This is a genomic window from Geodermatophilus sp. SYSU D00079, from assembly GCF_054050635.1.
Genome location: NZ_JBJGZS010000002.1, coordinates 179,637 through 202,775 on the forward strand (window position 1 = coordinate 179,637; position 23,139 = coordinate 202,775).

Consider the following 23,139-nt stretch of genomic DNA (forward strand, 5'->3'; position numbering starts at 1 on the left):
CCGTGACGATCCGCCCCATCCGAGAGCTCGGTGACCCGGTCCTGCGCACCCCCGCCGACGAGGTGCGCACGTTCGACAAGGAGCTGGCCGCCCTGGTCCGCGACCTCGAGGACACCGTGGCCGACCCCGGCCGGGCCGGCGTGGCCGCGCCGCAGATCGGGGTCGGGCTGCGGGCGTTCTCCTACAACGTCGACGGCGTGATCGGGCACATGGTCAACCCGCGGATCGTCGAGCTGTCGGAGGAGACGCAGGACGGCGACGAGGGGTGCCTGTCCATCCCCGGCATCTGGGCGCCCACGGTGCGGGCCATGCACGCGGTCGTCGAGGGCTTCGACGTCACCGGGAAGCCGCTGCGGCTCGAGGGCACCGGGCTCATGGCGCGGGCCCTCCAGCACGAGGTCGACCACCTCGACGGCAAGGTCTTCCTCGACCGGCTCACCGGCGAGGCCCGCAAGACCGCGCTGCGCACGCTGCGCGAGCGGGGCTGACCCGGGCGTTCAGACGGCGATGCCGGCCCGCGGCAGGACCAGGCCGCGCACGGCGAACTCCGTGACCGCCTGCCCCTCCGGCGGCGGGTGCCCGCCGAGCGCGGACACCACCGCACCGACGACCTCCCGCTCGTAGCGCTCGGCGTCCTCCCGCGACTCCCAGACCTCCACCACCTGGAACCCCGTGTCGGTGGCCCGGGCCAGGTGCACCAGCAGGCCCTCGGCGGTCCCCCCGGTGCGCTGCAGCAGCTCGGCGTGCACGGCGTCGTAGACCTCGGCCGGTGCGGGCACGTCGACGATCACACCCCACGTCATGTCGGTCTCCTCGTCCGCTCGCGGCGCCGCAGGGTGTCGACGCCGTCCCCGGTGAGCTGGTCGAGCCCGGCGTCGCGGCCGGTGACCAGCAGCAGGAGTGCCGCGACCGGGCCCTCCACGGGAGCGCCGTCGCCGACGGTCCAGGCGGTGTCGGTCGCCGAGAGCCGGAGGCCGGCCAGCCGGGCCCGTGCCCGGAACGGGAACCTCGTGTCCCACACCCGCTGTGCGGCCACCGCCGCGGCCTCAGGCGGCACGGGGCGGGAGCGGCCGAGGGGGAGGGTGATGTCCTGGCCGTGAACCAGGACGTCGATGAGGGGCTCCAGCGGGGTGATGAAGGGGGCGGTTCGTCGGGAACCGGCCATCGCGCGCAGCCGGCGGGCGCACTCCGCGGGGGGCAGGGGCGCCGCGCGCAGGGCGCAGTCGCGGATCATCCGGTCGAAGCTGCCGCGCGCCCGGACGGCCCCGACCAGTGCCGCGCCCAGCCCCATGTGCGCCTGGGTGAGGTGCACCGCCACGTCGCCCACGCGCCACCCCGCACACAGCGACGGGGTCGCCCACTCGGCGGGGGAGAGCTCCTCCAGCAGGTCGGCCAGGCCCAGCCGCTCGGCGTCGATGGTCCGCCACACGTTGTCGAGGTCCATGACGCCTCCGGCCGATTGGTACGATCCTCGAACCAGTTTCGTTCGATGATCTGACCGTCGTCAAGGGGTGACGTGGCCGAGCCAGCGGAGGAGCGGCAGAACCTGGGCCTGCTCTGCTTCTACCCGTACCGGGCCATGGAGGCGCGGGTCCTTGCGGCGCTGGCCGCCGCCGGGTTCGACGACCTCACCGCCGCCCAGGGCCGGATCGCCGCGCGCATCGGCCCCGCCGGGACGCGGCTGACCGACCTCGCGGAGCAGGCGCTGGTCACCAAGCAGACCGCCGGGCACCTCGTGGACCAGCTGGAGGCCGCCGGCTACGTCCGCCGCGTGCCCGACCCGACCGACGGGCGGGCACGGCTGGTGCGCATGGCCGAGCGCGGGGAGCGCGTCGTGGCCCTGGCGCGACAGGTCGAGGCCGAGGTCGAGGCCGAGTGGACCGCCCACCTGGGCGAGGAGGCCACCGCGGCCCTGCGGACGGCGCTCACCCGGCTCCGGGAGGTCACCGACCCGTACCGCTGATCCTCAGCCGGCCGCGGTGCAGGACGAGCACGTGCCGAAGACCTCCAGCTGGTGCTGGACGTCGGCGAACCCGTGCTCGGCGGCCACGCGGGCGGCCCAGCGCTCGACCGGCGGGTCGGCCACCTCCACCGTGCGCCCGCACGAGCGGCACACCAGGTGGTGGTGGTGCACCGGCGAGCACCGGCGGTAGGCGGCCTCGCCGTCGCTCCCGCGCAGCACGTCGACCAGGCCGTCGTCCACCAGGGCCTGCAGCGCCCGGTAGACCGTCGCCAGCCCGACCGCGTCGCCGCGCTGGCGCAGCAGGGCGTGCAGGTCCTGCGCGGTGCGGAAGCCGTCGAGCTCCTCGAGCAGGGTGAGCACGGCGCTGCGCTGCCGGGTCTGCCGGCGGCCGGGCACCTCGGCCGGGTCCGGGGCGGTCACGGGCGGCCTCCCCGGCCGGGGGTCGGCGTCGCGGACCGGCCGTGCTCGTCGTAGTGGGTGCCGGCGCCGGTGCGGTGCGGCGCGTGCAGGTGGCCGTCGTGGTCGTAGTCGACGTGGTCGCCGTGCGGCACCGGCTGGTGTCCGCAGCCCTCGCCGTGCTCGTGCGGGTGCGCCGCGTGCACCTCCGCCCGCCGCTGGTGCCGGCGTCGCGCGGTGGCCTCGCGGAGGGACACCGTGGTGGTGACGACGAGGAACAGCGCGATGGCCAGCAGCACGATCGTGCCGCCCGACGGCGTCCCGGCGTAGTAGGACGCCGTCGTGCCCGAGACGCTGACCACCAGGCCGATGGCGCAGGCCAGGTAGAGCGCCTGCCGGAAGCTGCGGGCCACCAGCTGGGCGACCGCGCTGGGCACGATCATCAGGGCGCTGATGAGCAGCAGCCCGACCACGCGCATCGACAGGACCACCGTGGAGGCGACCAGTGCGGCCAGCACGACGTTGAGCGCGAGCACCGGCAGGCCGACCGCGCGGGCGTACTCCTCGTCGTCGCTGACCGCGTACAGCCGCTGGCCGAGCAGCCACACCGCGCCCAGGACCACGACCGTGATGACGGCGAACACGGCGACGTCCGCCGTGCTCGTCGTGGTGATCGCCCCGAACAGGTAGGACTCCAGGTTGGTCGCCTGACCGCGTGGGGCCAGGCTGAGCAGCACCACGCCGCCGGCGATGCCGCCGTAGAACAGGACGGCGAGGGCGACGTCACCGCTGGTGCGCCCGCGGGCCCGCACCAGCTCGATGACGACCGCACCCAGGACCGCCGCCACCAGCGCCGTCCCGACGGGGGCGGTCGAGGTCAGGACGCCGATCGCGACGCCGGTGAGCGCGACGTGGCCCAGGCCGTCGCCGAGCAGGGACAGCCGGCGCTGCACCAGGAAGACGCCGACGGCCGGGGCGACCAGGCCGACCATCAGCGAGGCCAGCAGCGCCCGTTGCATGAAGCCGTACTCGAGGATCTCCACGTCAGCGGCCTCCGTCGCTGGTCACCCGGGGCTGGTCGAGGCGGTAGCCCTTGGCCGGGGGCTGGCCGGCGTCCTCGGGGTGGTGGTGGCCGCCGCCGGCGTGCGGCTCGGCGCCGGCCAGCGGGCCGTCGTAGCCGATCCGGCCGTGGTCGACGACGACCGCGCGGGTCAGGACGCCGGCCAGCGGCCCGGTCTCGTGCGTGACGACCAGCAGGGTGGTGCCGGTCGCCGACACGTCGGCCAGGACCGCGGCGAGCGCGTCCTGGCTGGCGGCGTCCACGCCGGCGGTCGGCTCGTCCATGATCAGCAGCTCCGGCTGGGCGGCGAGGGCGCGGGCGACCAGCACCCGGCGCTGCTGCCCGCCGGAGAGCGAGGCCACGGGGTCGCCCAGCCGGTCGCCGAGCCCGACGGCGGCCACCGCGTCGGCGACCGCGGCCCGGTCGGCGGGGCGCAGCCGGCGGAACAGCCCGAGCCGGGCCAGCCGGCCGACGCCGACCACCTCGCGCACCGTGGCCGGGACCGCGCCGCTCACGGTGTGCCGCTGCGGCACGTACCCGATGCGCCCGCGCTCGCGCAGCCGCCCGACCGGCGCGCCGAGCACCTCCACCTCACCCCCGAGGACGGCGGCCAGGCCGAGCAGCCCCCGGGACAGCGTCGTCTTCCCCGACCCGTTGGAGCCCAGGACGGCGACCGCCTCGCCGGGCTGCACGGTGAGGTCGACGCCGCAGACCACCGGGACGTCGCCGTAGCCGATGCTGGCGTCCCGGAGCCGGATGGCGGCGGTCACGAGCAGCCTTGCCCCTCCTGCAGCGTGGCCAGGTTGTCCCGCATGACCGACAGGTAGTCCGCCCCGGCGGAGTCGTCGGTCAGGCCCTCGAGCGGGTCCAGGACGGCGGTGCGCACCCCCGCCTCCTCGGCGACGGTCTCGGCGACGGCGGGGTCGACGAGGGTCTCGGTGTAGACGGTGGTCACCCCGCGCTCGCGCACGAGCGTCGCGATCTCGGCGAGCTGGGCGGGGCCGGGTTCCTGCGAGGGGCTCAGGCCGCTGATGCCCACCACCTCGAGGCCGTAGCGGGCGGCGAGGTAGCCGAAGGCGTCGTGGCTGGTGACCAGCGTGTCGACGGCGCAGTCGGCCAGGCCGGCCTGGACCTCCGCGTCGAGCGCCTCCAGGTCGGTCCGCAGCGCGGCGGCGTTCTCCTCGTAGGTGGCCGCGCCGTCGGGGTCCTGCTCGCCCAGCTCCGCGGCCAGGGCGTCGCCGACGGCGGCCAGCCGGGTCGGGTCCAGCCAGAAGTGCGGGTCGACGGGCTCGTCGCCGTGCCCGTGCTCGTCGTCGGCGTGCTCCTCGTCCGCGTGCTCCTCGTCCCCGTCCTCCTCGACGGTCAGCGAGAGGTCGGCGGCCGTGCCGGCGTCCCAGGCGGCGTCGCCGGCCTCGGACGCGGCGGCCTCGTCCAGGGCCGGCTGGAAGCCGGACAGGTAGACCAGCAGGTCGGCCTCGCCGACCGCGGCGACGTCCTGCGGCGTCAGCTCCAGGTCGTGGGCCTCGGCGCCGGGCGGGGTCAGCGAGGAGACGTCGACGCGGTCGCCGCCGACGCGCTCGGCGGCCCACTGCAGCGGGTAGAAGCCGGCGACGACGGTGAGCCCGTCGCCGGTCCCCGCCGCGTCTCCGCCGCCCCCGCAGCCGGTGAGCAGGAGGGCGGCGGCCGTGGCGGCCGCGGCCGTGCGCGACGTCGGGATGTGCATGAGAATCATTCTCGCATGGGTCGGCCGTGGTCGGGACGGCCGGCTCCGGCGTCCGCCCGCGTACCCTCGCGGGCGTGTCCGACGTCTCCGGCCTGCCGCTGATCGGCGCCGCGGCCCAGCGGGCCCGCGCCGCCGCCCGGGTGCTGCGCACCCTGCCCACCGACACCAAGGACGCCGCGCTGCGGGCGATGGCCGACGCGCTGGTCGAGCGCACCGAGGAGGTGCTCGCCGCCAACGCCGCCGACGTCGAGGCCGCCGCGGCCGCCGGCACCCCCGCCGCCATCCTCGACCGGCTCCGGCTGGACGCCGGGCGGGTGGCCGGGGTCGCCGACGCGCTGCGCCACCTGGTGGCCCTGCCCGACCCGGTGGGCGACGTCGTCCGCGGGTCGACGCTGCCCAACGGGCTGCAGCTGCGGCAGGTCCGGGTGCCGCTCGGCGTGGTCGGCATCGTCTACGAGGCCCGCCCGAACGTGACCGTCGACGCGGCCGGCCTGTGCCTCAAGAGCGGCAACGCGGCGCTGCTGCGCGGGTCGGCGTCGGCGTTCGGCACCAACACCGCGCTGGTCGCCGTCCTCACCGAGGCCGCGGAGAAGGCCGGGCTGCCGGCCGGGTCGATCGAGCTGCTGCCGGCCGACCGGGCCTCGGTGGGCGAGCTGCTCAACGCGCGCGGGGTCGTCGACGTCGTCATCCCGCGGGGCGGCGCCTCGCTCATCCAGCGCGTGGTGCGCGAGTCGACCGTGCCGGTCATCGAGACCGGCGAGGGCAACTGCCACGTCTACGTCGACGCCTCCGCCGACCCGGCCATGGCCGAGGCGATCGTGCTCAACGCGAAGACCCACCGGGTGAGCGTCTGCAACTCCGCCGAGACGCTGCTGGTGCACCGCGACGTCCCGTTCCTGCCGCGGCTGCTGTCCGCGCTGACCGACGCCGGCGTCACCCTGCACGGGGACGCCGCCGCGCAGGCCGCCTCCGCCGCGGTGGTCCCCGCGACCGACGAGGACTGGGCGACCGAGTACCTGTCGATGGACATGGCGGTGCGGGTCGTCGACGACCTCCCGCAGGCGCTGGACCACATCGAGCGGTGGGGCAGCGGGCACAGCGAGGCGATCGTGGCCGACTCCGCGTCGGCGATCGCCGCCTTCACCGCCGGGGTGGACGCCGCCGCCGTGCTGGTCAACGCCTCCACCCGGTTCACCGACGGCGGGGAGTTCGGCTTCGGCGCCGAGATCGGCATCTCCACGCAGAAGCTGCACGCCCGCGGCCCGCTCGGCCTGCCGGAGCTGACCTCGACCACCTACGTCGTCACCGGGAACGGCCACACCCGCTGACCCGCCTCCCCCGATCGAGGAGCCGCATGCCCCGCCCGCCGTCCCAGCCCGCGCAGTTCTCCTCGGTCGCGGACGTCAGCAAGCGGCTGGCGACCGCCGGCTACCTGCCCGACGCGCAGATCGCCACGACGGTCTTCCTCGCCGACCGGCTGGGCAAGCCGCTGCTGGTCGAGGGGCCGGCCGGCACCGGCAAGACCGAACTGGCCAAGGCGCTGGCGGTGGCCACCGGCTCGGAGCTGATCCGGCTGCAGTGCTACGAGGGCCTGGACGAGGCCCGGGCGCTGTACGAGTGGAACTACAAGAAGCAGCTGCTGCGCATCCAGGCGGCGCAGGGCACCGGCGGCGCGGACTGGGACACCGTCCACGACGACATCTTCGGCGAGGAGTTCCTGCTCTCGCGGCCCCTGCTCACCGCCATCCGGCGCACCGACCCCACCGTGCTGCTCATCGACGAGACCGACAAGGCCGACGTCGAGGTGGAGGGGCTGCTGCTGGAGGTGCTCAGCGACTTCCAGGTGACGATCCCCGAGCTGGGCACGGTGACCGCGACCCGGCGGCCGATGGTCGTGCTCACCTCCAACGCCACCCGCGAGCTGTCCGAGGCGCTCAAGCGGCGCTGCCTGTACCTGGCGCTGGACTACCCGTCGGCCGAGCGGGAGCGGGAGATCGTGCTCTCCCGCGTGCCCGACCTCGCGCCGGGGCTGGCCGAGCAGCTGGTGCGCACCATCCGGGCCCTGCGGGCGCTGGAGCTGAAGAAGTCGCCGTCGATCTCGGAGACCCTGGACTGGGCGCAGACCCTGCTGGAGCTCGGCCTGGACACCCTCGACGAGACCGCGGTGCGCTCGACGCTGGGCGTGGTGCTCAAGCACGCCAGTGACCAGGAGCGCGCCGCGGCCGAGCTGCGGCTGAACTGATGGCGGCGCCGGTGGTGCCGTCCCCGGCCGGGCCCGGCGGGCTCGCCGGGCACCTCGACGGGTTCGTCCGGGCCGTGCGGGAGGCCGGCATCCCGGTCGGCATCAGCCAGGCCGTGGACGCCGCGGAGATCCTCACCGTGGTCGACCTGCTCGACCGGGAGCAGCTGCGGCACGGGCTGGCCGCGGTGCTGCTGCAGCGGGCCGCGCAGCGCCCGGCCTACGACGTGCTGTTCGACCTGTGGTGGCCGCTGTCGGACCGGCCGGTCCTGGCGCCCGGTGACGCCGACCCCGACGCCGACGGGGAGGCGGGGGAGCCGGGGGAGTCGACCCTGGACGTGCCCGACGGTGTGGACCTGGCCGGCCTGCTGCGCGAGCGGCTGGCCCAGCTGCTGCTGGACGGCGACCCCGAGGCGCTGCGCCGGTTCGCCCGCGAGGCCGTCGACCGGCTGGGCCGCGCGACCCCGTCGCCGTCCGGCCAGTCCTTCTTCAGCTACCGGGTGCTGCGGGCGCTGTCCCCGGACACCCTCGTCGCGCAGCTGCTGGCCGGGTTGCTCGGCGACGGCGAGCGCGGCGGGCTGGCCGAGCAGGTGGCCCGGCAGACGGTGCGCGAGCGCCTGGCGGCGTTCAAGGCGGCGGTGGAGGCCGAGGTCCGGCGACGGGCGGCGGCCGAGCGGGGCCGGGACAAGGTCGCCAAGAACGCGGTCCGGCCGCTGGCCGACCAGGTGGACTTCCTCCGGGCCAACCAGGCCGACCTGGCCGAGCTGCGCCGGACGGTGGCCCCGCTGGCCCGGCGGCTCGCGGTCCGGCTGTCGGCGCGCCGGCGGTTGGGCCGGGAGGGGCGGCTGGACTTCCGCAGGACCGTCCGGGCGTCGCTGGGCACCGGCGGGGTGCCGGTGGTGACCCACCACCGGCCGCGCCGGGTGCACAAGCCGGAGCTGGTCGTGCTGTGTGACGTCAGCGGCTCGGTGGCCGGGTTCAGCCACTTCACCCTGATGCTGACCCAGGCGCTGCGGGAGCACTTCTCCGGCGTGCGGGCGTTCGCGTTCGTCGACTCCACCGACGAGGTGACCCGGTTCTTCCGGCCGGGCGCCGACGTCACCGACGCGGTGGCGCGGATCGGCCGGGAGGCGCACGTCGTCGGTTTCGACGGGCACAGCGACTACGGCACCGCCTTCGAGGTGTTCGCCGAGCGCTGGCCGGCGGCGGTCGGGCCGAAGACCTCGCTGCTCGTGCTCGGCGACGGGCGCACCAACCACCGCCAGCCGGGGCTGCCGGTGCTCGCCGACCTGGTCCGCCGGTCCCGCTCGGCGCACTGGCTCAACCCCGAGCCGCGGCGGCTGTGGGGCAGCGGCGACTCAGCGGCGCTGCGGTACGCCGAGGTCGTCGACATGGTCGAGTGCCGCACCGCCGCCCAGCTCGCCGACTTCGTGACCACGCTCTGAGATCCCGCGCGCCGGGTCCGCGACCGGTCCTCGCGGGCCGGTGTCGGACCGCCCGGATAGGCTCGATCGGTGGCAGGACGGCGAGTCGGGGTGATGGGTGGGACGTTCGACCCCATCCACCACGGGCACCTCGTGGCAGCCAGCGAGGTGGCGGTGCTGTTCGGGCTCGACGAGGTCGTCTTCGTGCCGACCGGGGAGCCGTGGCAGAAGAGCCACCGCGAGGTCAGTCCGGCCGAGGACAGGTACCTCATGACGGTCATCGCCACCGCGTCGAACCCGCGCTTCTCGGTGAGCCGGGTGGACATCGACCGGGGCGGCCAGACCTACACCATCGACACGCTCAACGACCTGCAGCGCCAGCGCCCCGACGACGAGCTGTTCTTCATCACCGGCGCCGACGCGCTCTCCCAGATCCTCAGCTGGCGCGACAGCGACCGGTGCTTCGAGCTGGCGCACTTCATCGGCGTGACCCGCCCCGGCTTCGACCTGGGGGCGTCCCACCTGCCGGAGGGCTCGGTGAGCCTGGTGGAGGTGCCGGCCCTGGCCATCAGCTCCAGCGACTGCCGGGAACGGGTGGGGCGGGGCATGCCGGTCTGGTACCTCGTCCCGGACGGCGTCGTGCAGTACATCGAGAAGCGCGGTCTCTACCGCGTGCCCGGCGGGGGCCGCCCCGCGGCGCGGGAGGGCATCGCGCGCGGCGGCGGTGCCGCCCCGCCGGCGGGCGACCGCCCCACCTACGACCGGCCGCCGGCCACCGGAGACCCCGGTGGACCCGCGACCGAGCCACCGTCCCCCCATCTCCAGGAGGTACCCCGATGACCGCCTCGACCGAGGCGCGGGAGACCGCACTGCTGGCCGCCCAGGCCGCCGCCGACAAGCTCGCCACCAACGTGTCGATCGTCGACGTCAGCGAGCGGCTGGCCATCACCGACGCCTTCGTGCTGGCCTCGGCCCCCAACGAGCGCCAGGTGCAGGCGATCGTCGACGAGGTGGAGGAGCGGCTGCGGCAGCACGGGGTCAAGCCGGTGCGCCGGGAGGGCGTCGCGGAGGCCCGCTGGGTGCTGCTGGACTTCATCGACGTCGTGGTGCACGTGCAGCACGCCGAGGAGCGCGCCTACTACGCCCTCGAGCGGCTGTGGAAGGACTGCCCGACCATCCCCTTCGTCGACCCCGCCGCCCCGCCCGGTGCCGCGGCGTCCGGGGACGACGCGGCCGGCGGTGACGGGGCCGGCGGTGACGGATCCGGCCGGTCGACCCCGGGGACGCTGTCGGCCGACGACGTCGACCCGATGAGCGCCGACCCCACCCCGCTGGCCCCCGAGCCGGCCGAGGACGACGACGTGACGCCCGGCGGGCGCCCCCGGGACGACGGCTCCACCCCGGAGGCGGCCGGCCGGTGAGTGCCGCCGTGCCGCCGCTGCCGGTGTCCCGCCTGCTGGTCTGGCGGCACGGACGGACCGAGTGGAACGCGGCCGGGCGCTTCCAGGGCCAGCTCGACCCCCCGCTGGACGCGGAGGGCCGCTCCCAGGCCGCCCGCGCCGCACCGCAGCTGGCCGCGACCGGCCCCCTGCCGCCGAGCACCGTGGTGGTGTCCAGTGACCTCACCCGGGCCGCGGAGACCGCGGCCACCCTGACCGCGCTGCTGGGGGTGCCCCTGCGGCTGGACCCCCGCCTGCGCGAGGTGGGTCTGGGGTCCTGGGAGGGCCTGACCCGTGACGAGGTGGCAGAGCGGCACCCCGAGCAGTACGCCGACTGGTTGGCCGGCCGCCCGGTCCAGGACCGCGGCGGGGAGGACCCCGCCACCGTTCCCCAGCGGGCCCTTGCCGCGCTGCAGGACCTGCCCGAGGCGCCGGCCGCCGTCGTGGTGACCCACGGTGGCACCGGTGGGCGGCTGATCGAGGCGCTGCTGGGCCTCGGCCCGGAGCACCGGCGGGTCGTCGGCCCCCTCGGCAACTGCGCCTGGAGCGAGCTGGCGGTGCAGGGCGAGCGGTGGCGGCTGTTGCGGCACAACAGCTCCGCGCCGCAGCCGCCGGCCGAGTCCGCGGGGCCGGTCCGGGCGTCCGCGCCGCTGGAGGCCGGGGCGACGCCCGAGGAGGCACCCGCACCGGTCCAGGACGCCGACGCCGTCCTCTGAGGTCACCCGTCCGCGGTGCAGCGCGGTGCACCGCGGCGTGCGGCTCGCCGCCGGGAGCTAGCCTCGCCGGGTGTCCGTCGCCGTGGTCACCGACTCCACGGCATACCTGCCTCCTGAGCTGGTCGACCAGTACGCGGTCGAGGTGGTCCCGCTCTACGTGGTGATGGCCGGGCACTCCGGTCGCGAGGGCGAGGAGATCGGCCCCTCCGACGTCGCCCGCGCCCTGGCCGGCCGTGGGCAGCGGGTCTCCACCTCCCGCCCCACACCGGGGGACTTCGTCGCCGCCTACCGGCGGCGGCTGGCCGCGGGTGCCGACCGGATCGTCTCGGTGCACCTGTCCGCCGAGCTCTCGGGCACCGTCGATGCCGCCCGCCTGGCCGCCGCGCAGGTCGGGGAGCACGTGGTGACCGTCGTGGACTCCCGCTCCGCGGCGATGGGCAGCGGGTTCGCGGTGCTCGCCGCCGCCCGGGCGGCCGCCACCGGAGCCGATGCCGAGGCCGTCGCCGCCGCGGCGCGCGAGACCGCCGCGGCCACGCGGACGCTGTTCGTGGTCGACACCCTGGAGCACCTGCGGCGGGGTGGCCGGATCGGCTCGGCCGCCTCCCTCATCGGCACGGCCCTGGCGGTCAAGCCGGTGCTGCACGTCTCCGAGGGGCGGGTCGTGCCCCTGGAGAAGGTGCGCACCTCGGCGCGCGCGCTGGCCCGCCTGGTGCAGCGCGGCGTCGAGGCCGCCGACGGGGTGCCGGTGTCGGTGGCCGTGCACCACCTGGCCGCTCCCGAGCGCGCCGAGCGGCTGGCAGCCGAGCTCCGGGCGCAGGTGCCCCTCCTGCGGGAGCTGCTGGTGAGCGAGCTCGGCGCCGCGATCGGCGCGCACGTGGGGCCGGGTGCGGTGGGGCTGGTGGTCGCACCGGCGTCCGCGCTGCCACCGCTGGACCCGGCGGAGCACCGGGACGAGGGCGGACAGCCGGACTGAGCAGCGGCGGGGCACGGGCACCGGCGCAGCGTCGCGCACCGAGCCCGGCCCCCGCCCTCCGTCGTCCACAGCCGGGTGCTGCGTCCACAACCGCACCGCAGCCGCCGCGGCGGGGGCCGGGGCTGCCTAGCGTCCGCCCGGTGCGCCTCACACCCCGTCGCAGCGACGACGCCGACCTGATCCGCGCACGGCTGCGTGCGCTGCTCGACGACCGCACGCGCCCGGAGGGCTGGGTCCCCGACGTCGACCCCGCCGGCACCGACCCGGGCCCCGGGTCCGACGACCCCCGCGAGCCCGAGGTGCCCGGCGAGGAGGGGGAGTGGGGGAGGGAGGCCGAGCTCCCGGGCGGCATCGGTCGGCACCGGGCGCCGGGCAGCGCGGTCCGGCTGGACCCGGGGCGGCGCGGGGTGTGGGCGTTGTGGGTGGCCGGGCTGCTCGCCGCGGCGCTGGTCGCGGTGGGCACGTGGGTCGACCGTCCCCGGGTGCAGCCGGCCCCTGCCCGGCCGGCCGGCACCGAGGAGCCGGCCGGGGCGACCCCCGACACACCCTCCCCCGCCGCGGGGCTGACGGCAGCGCCGTCGGCCGACCCCGCGACGTCCTCTGTCGGTGTCGCCGCGGACAGCTCCGCCACCGCCACCGCCGTCGTCGCCGTGGTCGGGCTCGTGGCCCGGCCCGGCCTGGTCGTCCTCCCCGTGGGCGCCCGCGTCGCCGACGCCGTGGCGGCCGCCGGCGGCCTGCTGCCGGAGGCCGACCCCGCCTCGGTCAACCTCGCGGCGGTGGTCGCCGACGGCCAGCAGATCGCGGTCGGGGTGCCCGGCGTGACCTCGACCGGTGCTGCCCTCCCGGAGCCTGCCGCTGGCGGACGGGTCGACCTCAACACGGCGACCGCCGCTGATCTCGACGCGCTGCCCGGCATCGGCCCGGTGCTCGCCCAGCGGATCGTCGACCACCGCGCGCAGCAGGGGCGGTTCACCAGCGTGGAGCAGCTCGACGACGTCCCCGGCATCGGGCCGGCCACGTACGCGGAGCTCGCCGAGCTGGTGACCGTGTGACCGTGCCCGGCGATCGCTGGAGGTGGGTGGACCTGCGCCTGGCGCCCGCCGCCGCGGCCGTGTGGGCCACCACGCTCGTGTCCCCGTTGCTCGCGCCGGCCGCCCTGGCGGCCACCGCACTGGTCGCGGCGGCCGCAGCGGTGCCGGCCGCCCGGCGCCGCCGGTCGGCCGCTCCCGTGGTGCTGCTCGGGGTCCTGGCCGCGGTGGCGGTCACGGCGGGCACCGCGGCGGTGCGGGCCGCGGCCCGGGAGTCCTCGCCACTGGCCGCGGTCGCCGAGGCGCGGCGGACGGTGCAGCTGGAGCTCGAGGTCGACGGTGACCCGCGGCCCGTGGGGGGTGCGGGCCCCGCCCGGGTCGTCGTGGACGCCACGGTCACCGCCCTGGACGACGGCACCACCCGCACCCGGCTGGCCGACGACGTGGTCGTCTTCGCACCCGCCGAGGAGTGGACCGGCCTGCTGCCGGGACAGCCGCTGCGGGTACGGGCCGCCGTCACGCCCGCCGACCCGGGTGACGGACTGGTGGCCCGGGTGTCCGCGCGCGCCCCGCCGATCCTCCTGGGCGGTCCGCCGTGGGGTCAGCGACTGGCCGGCGCGATCCGGGACGGGTTCTCCGCGGCGGCCGTGCGCGTGCTCGGCTCGAAGGCGGGTGGGCTGCTGCCCGGTCTGGTGGTGGGCGACACCCGGGCCATGGACCCCGTGCTCGAGGAGGACTTCCGACGGGCCGGGCTCTCGCACCTCACCGCGGTGAGCGGGGCCAACGCCGCCATCGTGCTCACCGGCGTGCTGGTCCCGCTGCGGCGGCGGGCGGTCGACCGGCGGGTGCAGGCGCTGGTCGCCGCCGTGGCCCTGGTCGGGTTCGTGCTGCTCGCCCGGCCCAGCGCCAGCGTGGTGCGGGCGGCGGCGATGGGCGCGGTCACCCTGCTGGCGCTGGCCACCGGCCGGTCACGGGTCGCCGTGCCCGCGCTCGGTGCCGCCGTGGTGGTGCTGCTCCTGGTGGACCCGCACCTGGCTCGGGACGCCGGCTTCGCGCTGTCCGTGGCGGCCACCGCCGCCATCGTGCTGCTGGCACCGGGGTGGTCGCGGCGCCTGCGGGAGCGGGGCTGGCCGCAGGTCCTCGCCGACGCGGTCGCGGTGGCCGCGGCCGCCGGCGTCGCCACCGCACCGCTGGTGGCCGGGCTGTCAGGCCTGGTCAGTCCCGTGTCGCTGCCGGCGAACCTGCTAGCAGCCCCGGCCGTGCCGGCCGCCACCGTGCTCGGACTGGTCGCGGCGCTGGCCGGGACGGTCCTGCCGGCGCTCGGCGACGCCCTCCTGTGGGTGGCCGGCTGGCCGGTCCGCTGGCTCGTCGTCGTCGCCGAGCGGGCCGCGGCCCTCCCGGACGGCGCCGCTGCCTGGCCGGCCGGCACGCGCGGCGCGCTGCTGCTGACCGTCCTGCTCCTCGCCCTGGGCTGGGTGCTGTGGCGGTTCCCCCGGTCGCGGGCCCTGGCGCTGGCCGCCCTCGTCGGCGTGGTCGTCCTGGGCTGGCCGATCCGCCAGGTGACCCGCGGCTGGCCGCCGGCCGACACGGTGGTGGTCGCCTGCGACGTCGGGCAGGGCGACGCACTCGTCGTGCCGACCGCTCCGGGGGAGGGGGTCCTGGTGGACGCCGGCCCGGACGTCGGCGCGGTCGACCGCTGCCTGGACCGCCTGGGCATCGACCGCCTGCCGCTGGTCCTCCTCACCCACCTCGACGCCGACCACGCCGGAGGGCTCGCGGGAGCGCTGGCCGGGCGGGACGTCGGGACCGTCGCCACCGGCACCCTCTCACCCGCCGAGGACCGGGCCGGTCGGCTGGACCGGCTGACGCGGGGTGCCGGCGCCGGGCGGGCGGTCCTGGTCCCCGGCGACCGCCGGAGGGTCGGGGACGCCGCCGTGGAGGTGCTCGCACCGCCTCCGGACCTGGCCACCCCGGCCACCGAGGCCAACGACCTCTCCCTCGTCGTCCGGGTCACCCGCCACGGTGTCCGGGTGCTGCTGACCGGGGACCTCGGGGGCGAGGCGCAGGCGCGGATCCTCGCCCGCGGCGTGGACCTGCGCGCCGACGCGCTCAAGGTGCCGCACCACGGCAGCGCGGACGCCGACCGCGGCTTCCTCGCCGCCACCGGCGCGCGGGTGGCGCTGGTCTCGGTGGGCGCGGACAACTCGTACGGCCACCCGACGGCGCGGGTGCTCACCTGGCTGGCCCAGGACGGGGTGCGGGTGCACCGCACCGACCGCGAGGGTGACCTCGCCGTGGCCGGGGACGCGAGCCGGTGGGGCGTCGCCGGGCGGGGCGCCGACCCCACCGGCACCGCCGCCGACCGGTCGGGGGCGGACGCGGACCGCGCCCTGCTCGCTGGGCTGTCCCGCGGCGTCGCACGCACCGGCGCGGGCCGGTGGTCCCGTCACCGGCGCGTGGCACCATGCCGGTGTGGCAGCAGCACCCCCCGCCCCGACCTCACGCCTGCGCGCCGTGGTCGGGGAGGAGGAGCTCCTGCGGGCCCGCGCCGTCTCCGCCGTCCGCCGCGCCGTCCTCGAGCGCCACCCCGACGCCGAGCTGCACGAGATGGCCGCCCTCGGCCTGCCGGTCGGCCAGCTCGCCGACGTCCTGGCGCCCTCGCTGTTCGGCGGGCACCGGCTGGTCGTGGTCACCGGCGTCCACGAGGCGGCGAGCGCGCTGGTGGACGCCCTCACCAGCTACGCGAAGGACCCCGACCCCGACCTCACGTTGGTGGTGGTGCACCACGGGGGCAAGCGCAACGAGGCGCTGGTCAAGGCGTTCACCGCGGCGGGTGCGGCGGTCGACGACTGCCCGAAGGTCAGCTCGGTGGGGGACCGCATCGCCTTCGTGCGCAACGAGGTCCGGTCGGCGGGCGGGCGGATCACCCCCGATGCCGCCAGCGCGCTGGTGGAGGCCATCGGAGCGGACCTGCGTCAGCTGTCCTCGGCGGCCGGGCAGCTGGTGTCGGACTTCGGCGGCACCATCGACGCCGACGCCGTCGCCCGGTTCCACCGGGGGCAGGCCGAGGTCACCGGCTTCACCGTCGCCGAGCGGGTGCTGGTCGGGGACCGGCAGGGCTCCCTGGAGATGCTCCGCTGGGCCCTGCAGCGCGGCGTCGCCCACGTCCTCATCGCCGACGCCATCGCCGACGGGGTGCGCACCGCGGCGCGGGTCTCCTCACTGCGCAGCACCAACCCCGGCGAGCTGGCCCGCACGCTGAAGCTGCCGCCGTGGAAGGTGAAGAAGGCGCAGAGCCAGGCACGCGGCTGGAGCATCGAGGGCCTGCAGCAGGCGGTCGGCGTGGCCGCGGAGCTCAACGCCGACGTCAAGGGCGCCGCGGCCAGCGCCGACTACGCGCTGGAGCGGGCGGTGCGCCGCATCGTCGCCATCCGCGCCGCCACCGGTCGCGGCGTCCGCGGCTGACCAGGCCCTCCGCACCCCCGGCGGGCGGGGACAGGGGCCGGGGACGCGAAGAGCCCCCGTCCCGGACGGGAGGGGGGCTCTCTGCGGGGGACGAGCGTCAGGCGCCGATCTTGGCGACCTGCTTGGCCATGCCCGACTTGCGGTTGGCGGCCTGGTTCTTGTGGATGATGCCCTTGCTGGCGGCCTTGTCCAGCGCCTTGCTGGCCACCTGGAGAGCGGCGGTCGCCGCCGCGGCGTCCCCGGCGTCAGCGGCGGTACGGAAACGCCGGACGGCCGTCTTCAGGGCGGACTTGACGGCAACGTTGCGCTGACGCGCCTTCTCGTTGGTCTTGATCCGCTTCATCTGGGACTTGATGTTCGCCACGCGTGAGCCTCGGGTGTCTCTCGGGAGGGAGTACTTCTGACAGTGCGTCCGGACGGCAGGCGTCAGCGGACCGGTCTGCCAAGATACCAGCGTCGCCCGCGGGACCCCAACTCGCGGGTACACCGGCCCAGGTCTGGGCAATGGCTGGACGAGCCGCCGACCCGTGGGACGATGGGAGCACTGTGACGACTCCCGCCTACACCGACCCGGCCCGCATCCGGAACTTCTGCATCATCGCCCACATCGACCACGGCAAGTCGACGTTGGCCGACCGGATGCTCGAGGTCACCGGGATCATCGAGGCGCGGCAGATGCGTGCGCAGTACCTCGACCGCATGGACATCGAGCGCGAGCGCGGCATCACCATCAAGGCCCAGAACGTCCGGCTGCCCTGGACGCCGCGCTCCGGCGAGCACGCCGGCACCGACTTCGTGCTCGACATGATCGACACCCCCGGCCACGTCGACTTCACCTACGAGGTGTCCCGGTCGCTGGCCGCCTGCGAGGGTGCGGTCCTGCTCGTCGACGCCGCGCAGGGCATCGAGGCCCAGACCCTGGCCAACCTCTACCTGGCCATGGAGAACGACCTCACGATCATCCCGGTCCTCAACAAGATCGACCTGCCGGCCGCCCAGCCGGAGCGGTACGCCGCGGAGCTGGCCCACATCATCGGCTGCGACCCGGACGACGTCCTGCGCGTCAGCGGCAAGACCGGTGAGGGCGTGCCCGAGCTGCTCGACGCGATCGTGGCGCAGATCCCCGCCCCTGAGGGCGAGGCCGACGCCCCCGCCCGCGCGATGATCTTCGACTCGGTCTACGACATCTACCGCGGGGTCATCACCTACGTCCGGGTCGTCGACGGCCGGATCGCCGCCCGCGACCGGATCAAGATGATGTCGACCGGCGCGACCCACGAGCTGCTGGAGATCGGCGTCATCTCCCCGGAGCCCAAGCCGGTCGACAGCCTCGGCGTCGGCGAGGTCGGCTACTTCATCACCGGGGTGAAGGACGTCCGCCAGTCCCGGGTCGGCGACACCGTCACCCTGCAGCACAAGCCGGCCACCGAGTCGATCGGCGGCTACCGCGACCCCAAGCCGATGGTCTACTCCGGGCTCTACCCGATCGACGGCAGCGAGTACCCGCTGCTGCGCGAGGCCCTGGACAAACTGCTGCTCAACGACGCCGCGCTGACCTACGAGCCGGAGACCTCCGCGGCCCTGGGCTTCGGCTTCCGCGTCGGCTTCCTCGGCCTGCTGCACCTGGAGATCGTCCGCGAGCGGCTGGAGCGCGAGGCCGGCATCAGCCTCATCTCCACCGCCCCGAACGTCGTCTACCGGGTGGTCATGGAGGACGGCTCGGAGATCACCGTGACCAACCCCAGCGACTGGCCCGAGGGCAAGATCGACAAGGTCTTCGAGCCGGTCGTCAGCGCCACGATCATCGCGCCCAGCGACTACACCGGCGCGATCATGGAGCTGTGCCAGAGCCGGCGCGGGCAGCTCGGTGGCATGGACTACCTGTCGGAGTCCCGGGTCGAGCTGCGCTACACGCTGCCGCTCGGCGAGATCATCTTCGACTTCTTCGACGCGCTGAAGTCGCGCACCCGCGGCTACGCCTCTCTCGACTACGCCGAGGCCGGTGAGCAGGAGTCCTCACTGGTCAAGGTGGACATCCTGCTGCAGGGCGAGGCGGTCGACGCGTTCAGCGCGATCGTGCACAAGGACAAGGCCTACAGCTACGGCGTGATGATGGCCGGCAAGCTGCGCGAGCTCATCCCGCGCCAGCAGTTCGAGGTGCCCATCCAGGCCGCCGTCGGCTCCCGGGTCATCGCCCGCGAGACGGTGCGCGCCATCCGCAAGGACGTCCTCGCCAAGTGCTACGGCGGTGACATCACCCGCAAGCGGAAGCTGCTGGAGAAGCAGAAGGAGGGCAAGAAGCGGATGAAGATGGTGGGCCGCGTCGAGGTCCCCCAGGAGGCGTTCGTCGCCGCGCTGTCCACCAACGAGTCCACCGCCTCCAAGAAGTGAGCGGGCGGGTCGAGGCCGTCTGCGTCTCCGGGACCGAGCTGCTCGCGCTGCCCGACCGGCGGCCGAACCGCAGCGGCATCGACAAGCGCCCGGTCGCCGGCCGGGTCGCCGTCCACGAGCTCGGCCTGGACGGCGACGTCCAGGTCAACCGCCGCTACCACGGCGGCGAGGGGCAGGCGGTCTACGCCTACGCGCAGGAGGACGCCGACTGGTGGTCCGCCGAGCTGGACCGGGAGCTGCCGGCCGGACGGTTCGGGGAGAACCTCCGGACGACGGGCCTGGACCTCACCGGCGCGCTGCTCGGCGAACGCTGGCGGGTCGGGACGGCGCTGCTGGAGGTGACCGACTGCCGCATCCCGTGCGCCAACTTCGAGCGCTTCTGGGGCGTGCCACGGCTGGTCAAGCGGTTCACGGCGCACGGGGCGAGCGGGGCCTACCTGCGGGTCCTCGAGACCGGCGAGATCGGCGCCGGCGACCGCGTCGACGTCGTCCACCGGCCCGACCACGGCGTCACCGTCGGGACGGTGTTCCGCGCCTACACCACCCAGAAGCACCGGCTGCCCGAGATCGCCCCCGCCGTGCAGTACCTGCCGCAGCGCACCCGGGCGAGGGTCGCCGCGCGGATCGCCACCCGGACCGGCGCTCCCGCCTGACCCGCGCTGCGGGCGATGACGCCGCGGCGGGCGGTCGTCTACCTTGCCCGCGGAGGGAGACGCCGGTGGACGACACCCCGCAGCTGCGCATCGGGTTGCTGGGCGCGTTCACGGCCTCCGCAGGCGGGGTCCCGCTGGACCTCGGCGGCCGCCGCCAGCGCGCGGTCCTGGCGGTGCTCGTGCTCGCCCGCGGCGAGGTGGTCCCCGTCGAGACCCTGGTCGAGGCGGTGTGGGGTGACGACGCACCCGAGGACGCCGTCGGTGCGCTGCAGGCCTACGTCTCCCACCTGCGCCGGCGGCTGCAGCCGGGCAGCGCCGCGCGGACCCGTTCGGCGGTGATCGTCCGCGAGGGCCGCGGCTACGCCGTGCGGCTGCCGCCGGACGCCGTGGACGCCTGGCGCTTCGAGGGCCTCGTGCGGCAGGCCGGCGCCACCGACGACCCCGCCGTCACCGTGTCGCTGCTCGACCGGGCCCTCGAGCTGTGGCGCGGGCCGCCGCTGGCCGAGTACGCGGACGAACCGTGGGCGGAGGCCGAGACCGGCCGGCTGACCGAGCTGCGCGCGGTGGCCCGCGAGCGCCGGCTCGACGCCCGGCTGCGGCGTGGTGAGGCCGCGCTGCTCGTCCCCGACCTCGAGGCACTGGTCGCCGAGGAACCGCTGCGCGAGGAGCGCTGGCGGCTGCTCGTGCTCGCCCTCTACCGGGCCAACCGGCAGGCCGACGCGCTGGCCGCGCTGCGCCGCGCACGGACGACGCTCGCCGACGAGCTGGGCGTCGACCCCGGCCCGGCGTTGCGCGAGCTGGAGCAGCAGGTGCTCGCCCACGCGCCGGCGCTGCACGCGCCGCACCCCGCCCCGGTGGCCGCAGGCGCCCCCACCGTCCCGCCCCCGGCCGCCCCGCCGGCCGAGGAGCTGCTGGACCGCGACCGCGAGCTGGCGGCCGTCCGCGCCGCGCTCGACGACGTCACCGCGGGCGAGCCGCGGCTGCTGCTCATCGAGGGCCCGCCCGGCATCGGCAAGTCGCGGCTGCTGGCCGAGGCGCGCCGGCGGGCCGCCCAGCGCGGCCTGCGGGTCCTCAGCGCCCGCGGCAGCCCGCTGGAGGAGAGCTTCGGCTTCGGCGTCGTCCGGCAGCTGTTCGAGCCCGCGATGGCCACGCCGGACCGGCGCGCGGAGTTGCTCGCCGGCCCGGCCGCCGCCGCGCGGGCCGTGTTCGACCTGGCCCCCGGCGAGTGCCCCGACGGCTCGTTCGCGATGTTGCACGGGCTCTACTGGCTGGCGGTCGAGCTGAGCTCCGCCGGGCCGCTCGTGCTCGCGCTGGACGACCTGCAGTGGTGCGACGGCGCCTCACTGCGCTTCCTCGCCTACCTCGTCCGCCGGCTGGACGCCGTCCCGGTGCTCGTCGTCGGCACGGTCCGCAGCGGCGAGGGGCACGACGGCGACGAGCTGCTCGCCGAGCTGGCGCTCGACCCGGCCGCGGTCGTGCTCCGGCCGACGCCCCTGTCGCTGGAGGCGACCCGGCACATGGTCGCCAGCCGGCTGGGGGAGCCGGTCTCCCCGCTGTTCGCACGCGCCTGCCACCGGACGACGTCGGGCACCCCGCTGCTGCTCCGCCAGCTGCTGCGCGGGCTGGAGGCCGACCGCGTCAAGCCCGACGCGGCGCACGCCGACACCGTGATCGCCGTGGGGTCCCGGGCGGTGTCGAGCATGGTGCTGCTGCGGCTGCGCCGGGTGCCCGAAGAGGTCACCGCGGTGGCCCGCGCGGCCGCGGTCCTCGGCGACGGCGCGCCGCTGCCGGTCGTCGCCGCGCTCGCCGGCCTGGACGAGGAGCCGACCGCGGCGGCGCTGGCGGCGCTCAGCCGCGTCGAGGTCGTCAAGGACGAGCAACCCCTGGCGTTCGTCCACCCGCTGGTCCGTGACGCGGTGTACTGCGACCTGCCGGCGGCGCAGCGCGGCCTGTGGCACGAGCAGGCGGCACGACTGCTGCGAGCCGCCGGCGCGAGCGACGAGCAGGTGGCCGCGCACCTGCTGCTCGCCCCGCCCCGCGGGGACGACGGCGTGCCGGAGGTGCTGCGGCGGGCCGCGCGCACCGCCGCCGACCGCGGCGCCTCCGACAGCGCGGTGACCTACCTGCGCCGGGCGCTGGCCGAGCCCCCGGCCCCGGGTGCCCTCCGGGAGGTCCTGGTCGAGCTGGGGGCCGTCGAGTCCCTGGTCGACGGCGCGGCCAGCGCCGAGCACCTGCTGCGGGCCCACGCCCTGCTCGACGACCCGCGGGCGCGCGCCGAGCTGGCCGTCCTCATCGCGCGCGTCCAGGTCTTCGCCGGCCCACCCGGCGCCGCGACCGCCTTCGCCTCCGCAGCGTCCCAGGCGGCTCCGCCCGAGCTGACCGACTGCCGGCAGGCGCTGGCCGCGCTCGAGCGGATCAGCGGTTTCATGCACGGTCTGGACCCGGCGGTGTGGCGCAGCGCCGAGCCCCCGGCGCCGGACGGGGACGGCGACGGCGCCCGGATGCTCGCCGCCACCCTCGCGTTCGAGGCGGCGCTGGAGGGCCGGGACCGGGTCCGGGCCGTCGAGCTGGCGCGCGCCGCCCTCGACCGCGACCGCCTCTGGGAGGTCGACAGCGGGCTGTTCTGGGTGCTCGCGGCCATCGTCCGCATGATCGCCGACGACGAGCTCGGGGACTTCTGGGAGCGGGCGCGGAGGTACGCGCACGCCCACGGCTCGGTCTTCGCCGTCCACGCGGCCAACCTGTGGCAGGGGTTCTGGCACTGGCGGCGCGGCGAGCTGGACGAGGCGCTGGCCTGCCTGCGCGTCGCCTTCGACCAGGGCCGGATCTGGGGCCACGGCGAGGTGGGCGACTCCTACACGCGCGCCTTCCAGATCGGCTGCCAGCTCGACCGTGGCGAGGTCGTCGCCGCGCGCCGGATCGCCGACGAGGGACTGGCCGCTCCCCACCCCGGTGAGGGCGGCCGCTTGCTGCAGCACGCGGTCGCCCGGCTGCTCGTCGCCGAGCGGCGTTGGGAGCAGGCGCTGGCCACGGTCGTGGGGATCCGCGCGCCGGTGCCGGTCCCGAACCCGGTGTGGCACCCCTGGCGCAGCACCGGCGCGCTCGCGCTGGCCGGGCTGGGGCGGCCCGACGAGGCCGTCCGGCTGGCGGAGGAGGAGGTCCGGCTGCTGCGCGCGTGGGGCGCGCCGAGCCCCCTGGGTGCCGCGTTGCGGCTGCTCGGCGAGCTGCGCGGCCCGGCCGGGCTGGCCGACCTGCGGGAGGCCGTCGAGCTGCTGACGCCGACCCCGGCCGCGCTCGATCTCGCCCGCGCCCGCTGCAGCCTCGGCCGCCGTCCCGAGCTGCCGGACGACGAGGCCGAGACGCTGCTGCGGGCCGCGAGCGCGACCGCGCACGCGGTGGGCGCGCCCCGGCTCGCCCGGAGAGCGTGCGCGGCCCTGGAGGCCCGCGGGCTCGCCGACGAGCCGCGGGCCGACGCCGAGCGACTGTCCTCGACCGAGCGGCGGATCCTCGAGCTGGCCGCTGCGGGTCTGGGCGCCCGCGAGGTCGCCGAGCGGCTGTACCTGGATCCGGGCACGGTGCGCGCCGTCCTGCTGGCCGCCGACGGGGACCGCCTCAAGTCCCTCTCAAGTCCGCCGGCGGATGCTGCCGGGCGACGATGACGGCCAGAGG

At 76.3% G+C, this 23,139-nt stretch carries 21 protein-coding genes and 1 pseudogene; 15 read left to right on the forward strand and 7 right to left on the reverse strand.

Annotated features, from left to right (window positions below; genetic code table 11):
* Positions 1-2: 2 nt before the first annotated feature.
* Positions 3-488, forward strand: coding sequence for a peptide deformylase (gene def, locus ACI79E_RS03010; protein ID WP_456931061.1), 486 nt, complete (start codon positions 3-5; stop codon positions 486-488).
* A 9-nt stretch (positions 489-497) separates the two neighbouring features.
* Here the strand turns inward: def and ACI79E_RS03015 are convergent, their stop codons facing one another.
* Positions 498-803 (reverse strand): hypothetical protein, encoded by a 306-nt coding sequence (locus ACI79E_RS03015; RefSeq protein WP_456931062.1) that lies wholly within the window; start codon positions 801-803, stop codon positions 498-500.
* A complete protein-coding gene (locus tag ACI79E_RS03020; RefSeq protein ID WP_456931063.1) occupies positions 800-1,444 on the reverse strand; it encodes a maleylpyruvate isomerase family mycothiol-dependent enzyme in 645 nt (214 codons plus the stop codon). Before ACI79E_RS03020 ends, ACI79E_RS03015 begins: the two co-directional genes overlap by 4 nt.
* 72 nt (positions 1,445-1,516) lie before the next feature.
* Here ACI79E_RS03020 and ACI79E_RS03025 point away from each other — a divergent pair, with 72 nt between their 5' ends.
* The gene (locus tag ACI79E_RS03025) at positions 1,517-1,963 is read left to right on the forward strand and encodes a MarR family winged helix-turn-helix transcriptional regulator (protein WP_456931064.1); all 447 of its coding nucleotides are present in this window, start codon (positions 1,517-1,519) and stop codon (positions 1,961-1,963) included.
* Between the two features lie 3 nt (positions 1,964-1,966).
* Here the strand turns inward: ACI79E_RS03025 and ACI79E_RS03030 are convergent, their stop codons facing one another.
* From ACI79E_RS03030 to ACI79E_RS03045, 4 genes are read right to left on the reverse strand one after another with little or no spacing between them, the layout of a single operon-like run.
* Entirely contained in the window at positions 1,967-2,383 is a 417-nt protein-coding gene (locus tag ACI79E_RS03030) for a Fur family transcriptional regulator (RefSeq protein WP_456931065.1), read from the reverse strand.
* The gene (locus tag ACI79E_RS03035; protein WP_456931066.1) at positions 2,380-3,402 is read right to left on the reverse strand and encodes a metal ABC transporter permease; all 1,023 of its coding nucleotides are present in this window, start codon (positions 3,400-3,402) and stop codon (positions 2,380-2,382) included. Before ACI79E_RS03035 ends, ACI79E_RS03030 begins: the two co-directional genes overlap by 4 nt.
* Position 3,403: 1 nt before the next feature.
* Positions 3,404-4,189 carry a metal ABC transporter ATP-binding protein gene (locus ACI79E_RS03040; protein ID WP_456931067.1) on the reverse strand — a complete coding sequence of 262 codons (786 nt, stop codon included), beginning with the start codon at positions 4,187-4,189 and terminating at the stop codon, positions 3,404-3,406.
* A complete protein-coding gene (locus tag ACI79E_RS03045) occupies positions 4,186-5,142 on the reverse strand; it encodes a metal ABC transporter substrate-binding protein (protein WP_456931068.1) in 957 nt (318 codons plus the stop codon). The genes ACI79E_RS03040 and ACI79E_RS03045 overlap by 4 nt, the downstream gene beginning before the upstream one ends.
* A 74-nt stretch (positions 5,143-5,216) precedes the next feature.
* On the opposite strand from ACI79E_RS03045, the gene ACI79E_RS03050 reads away from it, so the two are divergent.
* From ACI79E_RS03050 to holA, 10 genes and pseudogenes are all read left to right on the forward strand, one after another.
* The gene (locus ACI79E_RS03050) at positions 5,217-6,470 is read left to right on the forward strand and encodes a glutamate-5-semialdehyde dehydrogenase (RefSeq protein ID WP_456931069.1); all 1,254 of its coding nucleotides are present in this window, start codon (positions 5,217-5,219) and stop codon (positions 6,468-6,470) included.
* A 26-nt stretch (positions 6,471-6,496) separates the two neighbouring features.
* The gene (locus ACI79E_RS03055) at positions 6,497-7,384 is read left to right on the forward strand and encodes an AAA family ATPase (RefSeq protein WP_456931070.1); all 888 of its coding nucleotides are present in this window, start codon (positions 6,497-6,499) and stop codon (positions 7,382-7,384) included.
* Positions 7,384-8,826, forward strand: coding sequence for a vWA domain-containing protein (locus ACI79E_RS03060; protein WP_456931071.1), 1,443 nt, complete (start codon positions 7,384-7,386; stop codon positions 8,824-8,826). The genes ACI79E_RS03055 and ACI79E_RS03060 overlap by 1 nt, the downstream gene beginning before the upstream one ends.
* Before the next feature lie 69 nt (positions 8,827-8,895).
* Positions 8,896-9,645 (forward strand): nicotinate-nucleotide adenylyltransferase, encoded by a 750-nt coding sequence (gene nadD / locus ACI79E_RS03065; RefSeq protein ID WP_456931072.1) that lies wholly within the window; start codon positions 8,896-8,898, stop codon positions 9,643-9,645.
* On the forward strand, positions 9,642-10,226 hold the full coding sequence (gene rsfS, locus ACI79E_RS03070) for a ribosome silencing factor (RefSeq protein ID WP_456931073.1): 585 nt from the start codon (positions 9,642-9,644) through the stop codon (positions 10,224-10,226). Before nadD ends, rsfS begins: the two co-directional genes overlap by 4 nt.
* A complete protein-coding gene (locus ACI79E_RS03075) occupies positions 10,223-10,960 on the forward strand; it encodes a histidine phosphatase family protein (RefSeq protein ID WP_456931074.1) in 738 nt (245 codons plus the stop codon). The genes rsfS and ACI79E_RS03075 overlap by 4 nt, the downstream gene beginning before the upstream one ends.
* A 70-nt stretch (positions 10,961-11,030) precedes the next feature.
* Positions 11,031-11,933, forward strand: a complete 903-nt coding sequence (locus tag ACI79E_RS03080; RefSeq protein ID WP_456931075.1) for a DegV family protein — start codon at positions 11,031-11,033, stop codon at positions 11,931-11,933.
* 140 nt (positions 11,934-12,073) lie between these two features.
* Positions 12,074-12,985 (forward strand): ComEA family DNA-binding protein, encoded by a 912-nt coding sequence (locus ACI79E_RS03085; RefSeq protein ID WP_456931076.1) that lies wholly within the window; start codon positions 12,074-12,076, stop codon positions 12,983-12,985.
* 689 nt (positions 12,986-13,674) lie between these two features.
* Positions 13,675-15,096 (forward strand): annotated as a pseudogene (locus ACI79E_RS03090) (ComEC/Rec2 family competence protein); the annotation flags it as partial.
* Positions 15,097-15,433: 337 nt separating this feature from the next.
* The gene (holA, locus tag ACI79E_RS03095; RefSeq protein ID WP_456931077.1) at positions 15,434-16,426 is read left to right on the forward strand and encodes a DNA polymerase III subunit delta; all 993 of its coding nucleotides are present in this window, start codon (positions 15,434-15,436) and stop codon (positions 16,424-16,426) included.
* Positions 16,427-16,523: 97 nt separating this feature from the next.
* On the opposite strand, the gene rpsT is transcribed toward holA, so the two are convergent.
* Complete coding sequence (gene rpsT / locus ACI79E_RS03100) at positions 16,524-16,790, reverse strand: 30S ribosomal protein S20 (protein ID WP_456931078.1); 267 nt, start codon at positions 16,788-16,790, stop codon at positions 16,524-16,526.
* 182 nt (positions 16,791-16,972) lie between these two features.
* Between rpsT and lepA the strand changes: the two genes are divergently transcribed.
* The 3 genes from lepA (at position 16,973) to ACI79E_RS03115 (ending at position 23,129) form a co-directional block, all read left to right on the forward strand.
* Positions 16,973-18,817, forward strand: coding sequence for a translation elongation factor 4 (gene lepA, locus ACI79E_RS03105; RefSeq protein ID WP_456931079.1), 1,845 nt, complete (start codon positions 16,973-16,975; stop codon positions 18,815-18,817).
* Positions 18,814-19,470 (forward strand): MOSC domain-containing protein, encoded by a 657-nt coding sequence (locus ACI79E_RS03110; protein WP_456931080.1) that lies wholly within the window; start codon positions 18,814-18,816, stop codon positions 19,468-19,470. Before lepA ends, ACI79E_RS03110 begins: the two co-directional genes overlap by 4 nt.
* Positions 19,471-19,535: 65 nt before the next feature.
* Positions 19,536-23,129, forward strand: coding sequence for a BTAD domain-containing putative transcriptional regulator (locus ACI79E_RS03115; protein ID WP_456931081.1), 3,594 nt, complete (start codon positions 19,536-19,538; stop codon positions 23,127-23,129).
* Positions 23,130-23,139 lie beyond the last annotated feature (10 nt).

Excerpts from the sequence above, each read along its gene's own strand:
- ACI79E_RS03015 (WP_456931062.1), bottom strand. The coding sequence starts at position 803 with ATGACGTGGGGTGTGATCGTCGACGTGCCCGCACCGGCCGAGGTCTAC.
- ACI79E_RS03020 (WP_456931063.1), bottom strand. The coding sequence starts at position 1,444 with ATGGACCTCGACAACGTGTGGCGGACCATCGACGCCGAGCGGCTGGGC.
- ACI79E_RS03045 (WP_456931068.1), bottom strand. The coding sequence starts at position 5,142 with ATGCACATCCCGACGTCGCGCACGGCCGCGGCCGCCACGGCCGCCGCC.
- ACI79E_RS03055 (WP_456931070.1), top strand. The coding sequence starts at position 6,497 with ATGCCCCGCCCGCCGTCCCAGCCCGCGCAGTTCTCCTCGGTCGCGGAC.
- ACI79E_RS03060 (WP_456931071.1), top strand. The coding sequence starts at position 7,384 with ATGGCGGCGCCGGTGGTGCCGTCCCCGGCCGGGCCCGGCGGGCTCGCC.
- rsfS (WP_456931073.1), top strand. The coding sequence starts at position 9,642 with ATGACCGCCTCGACCGAGGCGCGGGAGACCGCACTGCTGGCCGCCCAG.